This window comes from Pseudomonadota bacterium, assembly GCA_010028905.1.
GTDB lineage: Bacteria > Vulcanimicrobiota > Xenobia > RGZZ01 > RGZZ01 > RGZZ01.
Window position 1 is genome coordinate 40,844 of the sequence record RGZZ01000001.1, and the last position, 10,280, is coordinate 51,123.

The 10,280-nt window shown below is 66.5% G+C and carries 9 protein-coding genes; 7 read left to right on the plus strand and 2 right to left on the minus strand.

Annotation, left to right across the window (positions count from 1 at the left end):
• Positions 1-17: 17 nt before the first annotated feature.
• Positions 18-452 carry a type II secretion system protein gene (locus EB084_00180; protein ID NDD26671.1) on the minus strand — a complete coding sequence of 145 codons (435 nt, stop codon included), beginning with the start codon at positions 450-452 and terminating at the stop codon, positions 18-20.
• 185 nt (positions 453-637) lie between these two features.
• Here EB084_00180 and EB084_00185 point away from each other — a divergent pair, with 185 nt between their 5' ends.
• A complete protein-coding gene (locus tag EB084_00185) occupies positions 638-1,093 on the plus strand; it encodes a hypothetical protein (protein ID NDD26672.1) in 456 nt (151 codons plus the stop codon).
• Positions 1,094-1,117: 24 nt separating this feature from the next.
• Here the strand turns inward: EB084_00185 and EB084_00190 are convergent, their stop codons facing one another.
• Positions 1,118-1,879, minus strand: a complete 762-nt coding sequence (locus EB084_00190) for a hypothetical protein (GenBank protein NDD26673.1) — start codon at positions 1,877-1,879, stop codon at positions 1,118-1,120.
• A 230-nt stretch (positions 1,880-2,109) separates the two neighbouring features.
• On the opposite strand from EB084_00190, the gene EB084_00195 reads away from it, so the two are divergent.
• From EB084_00195 to EB084_00220, 6 genes are all read left to right on the plus strand, one after another.
• Entirely contained in the window at positions 2,110-2,712 is a 603-nt protein-coding gene (locus EB084_00195) for a DUF2760 domain-containing protein (protein ID NDD26674.1), read from the plus strand.
• 3 nt (positions 2,713-2,715) lie between these two features.
• Positions 2,716-5,547, plus strand: a complete 2,832-nt coding sequence (locus EB084_00200; GenBank protein NDD26675.1) for a molecular chaperone DnaK — start codon at positions 2,716-2,718, stop codon at positions 5,545-5,547.
• 43 nt (positions 5,548-5,590) lie between these two features.
• Entirely contained in the window at positions 5,591-7,675 is a 2,085-nt protein-coding gene (locus EB084_00205) for a hypothetical protein (GenBank protein ID NDD26676.1), read from the plus strand.
• Positions 7,676-7,755: 80 nt separating this feature from the next.
• Positions 7,756-8,292, plus strand: a complete 537-nt coding sequence (locus EB084_00210; GenBank protein NDD26677.1) for a hypothetical protein — start codon at positions 7,756-7,758, stop codon at positions 8,290-8,292.
• A gap of 292 nt (positions 8,293-8,584) precedes the next feature.
• Entirely contained in the window at positions 8,585-9,634 is a 1,050-nt protein-coding gene (locus EB084_00215; protein NDD26678.1) for a serine/threonine protein kinase, read from the plus strand.
• A 172-nt stretch (positions 9,635-9,806) separates the two neighbouring features.
• Positions 9,807-10,280: hypothetical protein (locus tag EB084_00220; protein ID NDD26679.1), on the plus strand; the 474-nt coding region annotated here is incomplete at its 3' end.

Consider the following 10,280-nt stretch of genomic DNA (forward strand, 5'->3'; position numbering starts at 1 on the left):
GAGAGACGCGCAATGGGTCATTTCAGCACGATTCCGCTGGTGACGTACTGTGGGTATCCTGCACCGCACAGGTCGGAGACCACGGTGGAGTGAACGCCCTGGCAGTACAGTGTGAAGAGGGTGCCGGTGCTGTAGGCATAGGTGTACGACGCACCATTGCTCGGACAGTTGAGCTTGTTTGGAAGGTAGGGTCGGGTGCCAGACGTGGCCGTGGTGAGCAGCGTCAGGGTACTGGGCAGCTGCTGACCGTTGTCGTTGGCGTAGAGGTTGACGGCCTTGGCGACGGTGTTCATGTTGCCCTGGCAGGCCGTGAACTGGGCCACGAAGCGGGCTCGCGCGAAGCGAGGCATGAGGATGGCGGCCAGCAGGCCGATGATGACGAGTACGGTAAGGAGCTCCACGAGTGTGAAGCCACGCTGCTGGTGCCGCGTCGTTCGGCATGCTGCCGTCATGTCGCTTGCCTCCTTGCTATCTGCTCTGGGGGCTGTCTTTCTGTCTTAGACCTGGCCAACCAGGAATGGAATCCTGGTTGAAGTAAGTTTTCTGTAAAGTTTCTTTACAAACCTCATTGGCGCCACGATGAACAGCCCGAGTGCTGTGGCAGGGTTTGGTTCCAGGAGTGATGAATACAGCCCCCATGGCAAAGCAGAGCGTCTCCTTCTCCTCCGGATTGACCCAGAAAGCCATGATTCTCGGCGTCGCGCCCGTGATCGTGGCCTTGTACTCCATCTGGAACGGTGTGTACTACATCAACAAGTTCCCCGGCGCGGGAAACCTGCCGTTCCTGCTGCTGTTCAGCATCCTGCCGCTCGTCTTCGGAATCGGCATCGTGGCCTTCACGGCCTTCGTCATCTCGAAGAACCTGGGGAGAAAGCTCGTCATCAATCCCGACGGGCTCGTCTACACACACGGCAAGGAGAGCGTCGCGTTCTCGTGGGCGCTGGCCGCGTTCTCCCTGCCGCGCACCGGGAAGCTCTACCGCACGCTGGCCATCACCGATGGCAAGAAGGTGGTTCGCGTCGAGGAGCTGTTCTTCAACGATTTCGACCACATTGCGCAGACCGTCGCCGACGCCAAGGGCGGCAAGCGCTGAGCGCTTGCCGCAAGCGGCGTTCTCTCACTCCTCGGCTTCGCGGCGCTTGCGCATGATCGACCAGGTGATGGCCGCCGCGGGAACAGCCGTGAACAGGTAGGCGGCTGCGAGCCATGGGCCGCTTCCCCACAAAACCCAGCCTTCCACCGCGAACGCGGCGATGCAGGCGGCCATGACGGTCAGCCACGTGCTCACGGGCCTTCTCGGAAAGCGGTCGACCAGGCACTGGCCAGACAGACCGTCGACAATGATGCGGTAGGAGCGCCCGTTGTAGTTATACGGGAACTCGAAGAGGGGCACGCGTATCAGCCAGGTCTGAAGCCCGTCTTCCTCTGTGCCACCGACCTGGGACAGGGCAGACTCGAGGGGCACGGTGGGCGCGGCCGTCTCCTCGTCACCGTCGTAGCTGGGTTCCGGCACGACGAAGCGGGCGGGGATCTCGACGTTTCGCAGCTCTCGGAGCACGGTCTTGACGGCGGGCACGAGGCTCTGGCGATCGTATCCGATCTCCCCGCCACTGAAGCTCCAGAAAAGGAACTCATAGGCCTTTGCCTGGCCGAACGCCATCTCGCCGTTCAGCTTCGCGGGACCGGCCTGCGCCTCCATCCAGCCCTTCATGAGGGCCGTGGCCTCGATGAGGTCGAGGGTCGGGCGTAGGCGGAAGAACGGCACGAGGCGGTCGTCACAGGCAAACGCCGCCTGGTTGCAGTTGAAGCATCGCACGAAGGTGGAGCCTTCGTCGACGACCACCGTGTTGCCGCACTGGGTGCAGGGAAGCACCGGCATACCTCCGTTGCCGGTGGAACCGGCCTTCTCTAGGATTGGAGCATTCCCACCGAGGTCCTGCTTCGCGCGATGTCGCGGTGCTCACCAAGCCTGCGTGGCGGTGGGGCACGAGGCGCCTCCTCTCGGTGCGGGCTGAAGAGGCGCAGGGAGGACTTTTGCCCCTCTTCCTTAACTCTCCCTCGGCTTTTCCTGAGGCGTCGCCTCGGAACAAGGGCCGTCAATGACAAGCGATGACCGCCACGTGGTCTCGCTGCGCAAAGGTGACCGCAGTGTCCAGACTCGTTCTTGCATTCAAGATGTTCTTTCTCATCATCTTCAACGGAGCCATTGCCGACGCTGTGCGGCAGGCCTATGAGGCCGTACGCGCGGGCAGGCAGATCCCCACGGCCGCCGCGCCGCCTCCGTCGAAGGAAGGAGCCGGCAAGAAGCCGGGCAAGGGGCCATCGGCCGAGCCTGGGCTCGGCGCCGTGGCGGCCGTGCTCTCGCTGCTGCAGCGCGAGGCCCGTTTCGTCGACTTCCTCATGGAAGACATCGATGGCTACAGCGACGCCCAGGTGGGCGCGGCCTCGAAGGGCGTGCACCGCGGCTGTCGCAAGGCGCTGCGCGAGTACATCGAGCTGCAGCCCGTGCGGGTCGAGAAAGAGGGCGACAACCTCACCGTCGAGGTCGGTTTCGACGCCAGCGCCATTCGACTCGTGGGCAATGTCACGGGCGATCCGCCGTTCAAGGGGCGCCTCGTGCACCCGGGATGGCGCGTGGTGAAGGCCAGCGTGCCCACCCCGCCCGCTTCGCAGGATGAGACCATCGTGATGCCCGCCGAGGTCGAGATCTAGCGGTTGGCTCGCAGCAGCCGGTACATCATCGGCATCGACCTGGGCACCACCAACTCTGCCATCGCCTATGTCGAGCGCCGTCGCCACGAAGCGGCCGTGGTCACGCCCTTCCCCGTCACGCAGCGCGTCTCTGAGCATCAGGTGGCCGCGCGGCGCACCGTGCCGTCGTTCCTCTACCTGCCAGGCGAGCACGAGCTGCCGCCCCAGGCGCTCTCCCTTCCCTGGACCGATGACGTCACCAACGTGGTGGGCGAGTTTGCTCGCGCCCAGGGCGCCCGCATCCCCACGCGCCTGGTGAAATCGGCCAAGTCGTGGCTGTGCCATGCCCGCGCCGATCGCACGGGCCCCATCTTGCCGTGGGACGCGCCGCCCGACGTGCAGCGCGTCTCGCCGGTCGAGGCCTCGGCGCGCTACCTGGCCCACGTTCGTGACGCCTGGGACCATCAGTTCGGCAAGCAGGCCCGCTTCCAGGACCAGGAGGTCGTGCTCTGCGTGCCCGCCAGCTTCAACGAGGTGGCGCGTGAGCTCACCGTGCAGGCCGCGGGTCTGGCCGGCATGGAGGACATCACCCTGCTCGAAGAGCCGCAGGCGGCCTTCTACGCCTGGCTCGATCGTCATCGCGACGACTGGCTCGGCCCCCTCGCCGAGGCGCGCAGCATTCTCGTCTGCGACATCGGTGGGGGCACTACCGACTTCACCATGATCGACGTCACGCAAGAGGGCGATGTCCCTGCGCTTCGTCGCGTGGCGGTGGGCGAGCACATCATGCTGGGCGGCGACAACATGGATCTGGCCATCGCCCACGTGGTCGAGCAGGCCTTGGGGGAGCGCTACGACTCGCGCTCCTGGGGGGTGCTGGTGCACGAGTGCCGCGGTGCCAAGGAGGCGCTGCTCGCGCCAGACGCGCCGGAAGAGTTCACCGTGGCCATCGCGGGAAGGGGCAGCCGTCTCATCGGAGGCGCCACCACGGTTGGGCTGCCGCGTGACGACGTGCGCCAGATCATTCTCGAGGGCTTCTTCCCCCTGTCTCCCTACGGTCAAGATCCCAGTGTGGCGCGACGCAGCGCCCTTGCCGAGTGGGGGCTGCCCTACGCCTCCGATCCCGCGGTGTCGCATCATCTGTCGGCCTTCCTGCGCCACCAGGGCGGCATCGAAGACCCCTCGCGCATTCCCGACGTGGTGCTGTTCAACGGCGCCGCGCTCGAGCCCGAGATCTTGCGCGAGCGGGTGCTCGACGTCATGCAGGGCTGGTCGGGGCATCGGCCGCGGGCCCTGCCCCATCACGACCTCGAGCTGGCCGTGGCGCGCGGCGCCGCATACTTCGGATGGGTGCGCGAGAACGGCGGCCTGCGCATCGCGGGCGGCACGGCCCGGGCCTACTACGTGGGCATCGCGGGCGGTCCGCCGCCCCAGGCCGCATGCCTCATCCCCCGCGGACTCGAGGAAGGGCAGAGCGTCGAGATCACCGAGCCGGAGTTCAAGGTGGTGGTCGATCGGCCGGTGGCGTTCCCGCTGTACACCTCGAGCGTTCGCCACGGCGACGGTGCGGGCGACCTCGTGACCCTCGACAGCGAGAACTTTCAGGGGCTGCCGCCCCTGGCCACGGTGCTGGGCACGAAGCGCCGCGAGTCCGCGCGCGCGGGCGCAAGCGCGGCCGATCGCGCCGCGGAACCGGCCGAGGGCGCGGCCGATGCAGACGCACCTCTCGAGGCCTCAGAAGAGATGTCGGTGCATCTGCGCGCGCGGGTCACCGAGATCGGCACCCTCGAGCTCTGGTGCGTCGGGCGCGAGAGCAGCCGCAAGTGGCGCCTGCAGTTCGAGCTGCGCGGCGCGGCCGAGGTGGCGGTGGGCTCTGCATCGGTGGCCGCGGCGCCCACCGAAGATCCGGTGGCGGTGCGCCAGGCGTGCCAGCGCATCGTCGAGACCTTCAGCGTCAAGCCCACGCGCATGTCGGCCTCTGACCTCAAGCCTCGCGGCCTCATGTGGGCCCTCGAGGAGACGTTGCGCGAGAAGCGCGATGGCTGGTCGCTGGGGCTGCTGCGTGACGTGTGGGAAGCCCTCGATCGGGTGAAGCACCGCCGTCGCAGCAGCGCCGAGCACGAGGGGCCGTGGCTCAACATGTGTGGCTTCTCGCTGCGCCCGGGCTTCGGCTACCCGCTCGATGACTGGCGGGTGAACCGCACGTGGGCGCTGTTCGAGCATGGGTTGCAGTTCCCCAGAACAATCAACGGGCGACTCGAGTGGTGGGTGCTGTGGCGACGCATCGCGGGAGGGCTCGACCGCGATCGCCAGCGCGCGGTGCTCGACGAGCTGGCGCCGCATCTGCTCAGCGGGCTGAAGCATGTGAAGACGCGTCTCGGGCCGCCGGCGAGCAGCGCCGAGTGGAGCGAGATCATGCGCCTGGCGGCGTCGCTCGAGCGCGTTGACGCGGGGGTGAAGCAGCGTCTCGGGCAGGCGGCCATCGAGCGCCTCGAGAAGCGCCCGGGCAGCCTCGAGTACTGGATGCTGGCGCGTCTCGGCGCCCGCGTCTCGCTAGCCGCCAGCCCGCAGTTCTGCGTGCCGCCAGACGTGGTCGAGGAATGGATCCGCTTCCTGCTCGCGCAGGGTTGGAAGGATCCGCGCATGGCCGGTTTCGCCGTCACCCAGATGGGGCGCCTTACGGGCGATCGAGCGCGCGACCTGCCCGAAGACGTGCGCCTGGCGGCGGTGAAGCGGCTGCGCGAGGAGCAGCTCGATGCGCTCACCGCGCCGCTGCTCGATCTGGTCGAGCTGGCTGACGACGAGAAGGCCACATTCGCGGGCGAGTCGCTGCCTGTGGGCCTTCGCATCGCGTAACGCTCACGGGCGATGTTTCTGCATGAGCAATGAGGAGAAGGCAATGAACCCGGAACTGCGATGGACGATCTACGAGCAGCAGGCGGCCCAGGGCGCGGCCGATGCGGCCTATGAGCAGGCGTGGGGGCGACGGATGGCCGATGAGCTGCGCGCCACGGGTGCTGTGCGCATGACGCCGAGCCAGGCGCTGTCTCTACCTGATCTGGTGATGGTGTCGTTCTATCGCGCGCTTGCGGGTGACCATCGGCTGAAGCCGGCCTTCGATTCTTCGTGGATGCTCGACACCGACTTCGCGTTCGTGAACATCCGCGCGTGCAGCCCTGACCCGACCCGCACCGGCCGCGTCACCGACGCGCTCAAGATCCTCCCCACCATGCGGGTGAGCGGCATCCACCTGGCCCCGTTCTTCGACAACACCCTCGAGAACCTGTATGCGGTCGACAGCGTGCGCGTCGTCTCTGATGCGGTGCTCGATCCCTCGCTGGTCGAGGCGGGGCTCGATGGCGACGCGCAGATCTGCCTGCTGGTCGACGCCATCCACACCCTGGGGTGGCGCGTGGGGTTCGATCTTGAGCCCCACACGAGCAACTTCTCGCGTATCGCGCTGGCCAATCCGAAGTGCTTCCGATGGGTGCGCCTCTCGCCCGATCGCAAGACCCTGTACGGCAAGGTCACACAAGAGAAGATGCTCACGCCCACGGCGCAGAAGCGCCTCGTGAAAGAGGTGTCGGCCATCGTCGCCGACACCCTCGCGCGCCACGGGCTCAAGGCGGTTGAAGACCTCTCGAAGGGCGTGGCGGCCGTGCGGGCCTGCCACGATGAGACCCTGCATCGGCTCATCGACGAGGGATACTGGACCCTTCCCAGCCACACGTGGAGCGGCGCGGGCCTGCCACGCTACGAACACTGGGTCGAGAAGGGGCTGTTCAGCCACCCCGACTACACCTATCTCAACGCGGCCGGCGAAGATCAGCGCGAGCACGCCTTTGGCATGCTCAGCCCCTACAAGCTGTTCGATCACCTGCCCATCAACGGGGTCGCCACGAGCGACGATCCGCCCGTGCCGGTGCCCGAGGCGCACGCCTTGCTGCAGGGCATCTTCCCCGATGTGCAGGCCCGCTACGGCTTCGATTTCGTGCGGCTCGACTACGTCGATCACGTCTTTGATTCGACCGTCGACGGAGACTGGACGCTTCCCGTGAGCGATCGCCTCGCTCCACGCACCCTCGAGAGCCTCTTGGCGGCGGCGCGTCGCGCGCGGCCCGAGACGGGGGCCATGGCCGAGCGCATGGGCGTCGATGTAGAAGACTACGGCGCCCTTGGCTTCGACCTGCTGCTGGGCAGCGATGTGCTCACCGCCATGCACGACGACTATGTCACCTTCATGCTCGACCTGCAGCGCGAGCTCGACAATGCCGATGCACACGCCCCACGCCCCATGACCCGCCTGGCGCCACGACCCGCGGGCCACGTCGATGGTGACGGCGCGCGGCGCTGCTCGGTGCTCGCCGCGGTCGACACCCACGACAGCGGCCATCCCTTGTTCTGGACGAAGCCGCTCTCTGACGTGGTGGGGCCCGAGGGCCTGCACCTGCGCCACTTCCTGGCGCGCTTCACGACGTGCGGATCGCGGCGCCGGCCGAAGTACGAGGTCATGGGCAATCAAGACATGTCGAGCGGGCTGTACGAGGCCAACAACAAGCCCGTGTCGCTCACATGGGCCGACGATCGCGCCTACAACGCCCGCTACCACGCCATTGAAGACGTGTTCGAATCGCTACGCCCCTTCCTCGCGGAGGCACGCATGGGGCTGTCGTACGTCGACCGCGAGGACCACTGGGCGGCCTGGTTCCTCGAGGGGGAGAACGAGCGCCTGCTCTGCGTCGCCGCCCTCGAGCCCAACGTGGGCCGGGTGGCCAGCTGGCTCGCCTCGCCGCCGGTGCTCGAGCCTACCGGGCGAATCACCATCGATGTGTGCGTGGGGCGCGACTGGGGCTGGGCCACGGTGACCGCGCTGCCCATCGATGGAGGTGAGGCAGAGGTCGTGGGGCTCGACGGCAAGATGCTGAGCCTCGATTCACTTGCGCGCCAGGGGTGCCGCGCATATCGGGTGGTGCGGGCGGGGTAGGGGGGCGAAAGCAGGCGCTCGCTGCTTCGCTCGGGGAATATCACCCAGGCGCCCCTCGGCACTGCTGGCAGCGATGCGGAATGTTCGCTGGCAAGGCCGAGGAGAAGGTTGCGCCCCGCGGCTTGCGCTACGGAGACTACAACGCTCTGGAGGACCTCCCCATGTCTCGTGCTCGATCTCGTTCGTGGACTCTCCTGCTTGGGGCCGTCATTCTCCTCACATCCGTGCAACTGGTGGCTGTCAGCTTGCCGGGTCTGGCTTCGTCTGGCATCGAGGTGCGCCGTGAGGGTCGTTCCTGGGCCACAATGGAAGACGATGGCAACATCCGCATCAATGGGGTCAGTGTCGGCCGCATCGATCGCGATGGCACGGTACGCCGAGACGGGCGACGCGTCGGTCGTGTCGAGGCCGACGGTGACATCTACCGGGAGGGACGTCACTACGGCAAGATTCACGATGACGGCACGTTGCGCGTCGATGGCCGCAGTGTGGGCCGCATCGCCACAGACGGCGACATCCATCGCAACGGCCGCTCGTGGGGAAGAGCCCGTCCCTACAACGTGGGCGATCGCTTCTGGATCGCCGCTCTGCTCGTGTTCTTCAGCGGAGACCTCTGAGCGGGGGAGCGACACGAAGTCTGGCCGGTTAACGATCTGGTCGCCCGCCATTCGCGTTGTTCGGCTCGTTCACAGCGACGTTGAGCATCAGTTCGGGGAGGGTAGGGCATCGACAGCCATCGTCGCCTCAGGGCGCGCTCCCAGGCTGTTCGCCTCCCTCGGTGCGCGCGCCACGGCAAGGACTCTCGTGCTGCGTCCGCGAAGGGCGCCTTGGCGCGATTCCACGCGCGTCACGGAGCGTAGCCCGTGACTTCGGGCTGGCGCTGGGCCATGTCTCCCGCTTCCAGGGAATGTGGGCTGCGAACGAGTCGACAGGAGCGACGTGCTGAACGAGCGTTACGAGCCGCTGGGCGTGCTGGGCGAGGGAGGCTTCGCAGAGGTGCTGCGCGTGCGCGACCAGCGCCTCGGGCGTGAGGTTGCTCTCAAGCGACCGCTCGCAAGCAGCACGTCCGCCGCCGACGTTGAGGCCTTCCAGAAGGAGGCCCGCCTGACCAGCATGCTCGAGCACCCGAGCATCGCCCCGCTCTACGACAGCGACGTCGATGCCTCCGGACTCCCCTTCCTCTGTCTGCGGGTGGTTCGGGGCCGCACCATGGCCGAGATCATCGAGCGTCTCAACGAGGGTGACGCGGCGCTCTTCGAAGCCTATCCCTATCGTGAGCGGATTGCCATCTTTCTCAAGGTCTGTGAAGCGGTGGCGCACGCGCACGACAATGGGATCTATCACCGCGACATCAAGCCCGGCAACATCATGATCGGAGATCTCGGCCAGGTGTTCCTCCTCGACTGGGGTCTGGCGCGGCGAGAGGATCCGACAGTGCGCGATCGCGCTGACTCTGCGAATTTCTTCAAGGGAACCCTTCTCTACGCTCCTCCTGAAGCTGTTGTCGGTGAGCCTTTCACGGCCCAGTCCGACCTCTACTCCCTGGGAGCCACTCTCTATGAGTGGCTTTCGCTTCGCCCGCTCTTTGAGGGCAAGGATGGTGGTGCCGTGTTGATGGCCGTGCTCGACGAAGAGCCCGTCAGTCCATACAACCACAGGCACCCGATTCAGGGCAGGGTACCCATCGAGATCTCTCGCATCATCATGGGAACGCTGGCGAAGAACAAGGCCAGACGTCCCGCTTCGGTGCACGCGTTCGCGGCTCGGCTACGTACCTGGCTCCAGGGTGAGGTCAAGCCGGAGTGCCCCTGCACGGTGGTCAAGTTCACGTTTGAGCACCTGATGGAGTGGGTGAACAACCGCCCGCTGCTCGCCCCTTTCCTCCTGTTGTGGCTGCTCTATCCGGCCATCGCCCTGTTGCAGGTGCTGCTCGACAGGCTGCTGTGGAACGTGCCCTGATGCGCGAAGCGCCGAGGGGTTGCTCGCGCGTGGGGGCGAGCGCGCAGCAGTATGGGAAGAGCGGGTCGGTCGTCAATTCGTCGCCCATACACGGAGCGGTGCTTGTGCTCGAGACGCGGGAACGTCTCTTGGGCTCGGGCAACGGCGTGATTTGAAAGCAAGGTTCGCCCTCGTGGCAGTGGTGGCGGTGCTCGCGGGGTGGTGGCTCTGGCCGACGGGCAAGCGCTATCCACCGGGGGTTCTTGTGCCCGCCGATCCGAAGATCACCCCCGTCACGGGGGCCTCGCCCTTCCCCTACCTCGCGCATGATCGCCGCTACGACCTCACGCCCCAGGCGTCATACACGCTGCAGGCACGGGTGCTGTCGGTCAACCTTGAGTACGGCGATTCGCTCATCGGCCCCGTTGATCTCACCGTGGGCTGGGGTGCCATGTCCGACCAGGCGGTGCTCGACCGCATGCAGATCTGGCAGGACAACACCCGTCACTGGTTCTGCAAGCCCAAGGGTGATTGGCCCATCTCTCCAGACGAGGTCGCCCATCATGCGGTGAACACCCATCTCATTCCCGCAAGCCCCCAGATCGAGAAGGCGCTGCTGGCACTGGGGAAGGGCGACCTCATCTCTCTCGAGGGGAAGCTGGTGAAC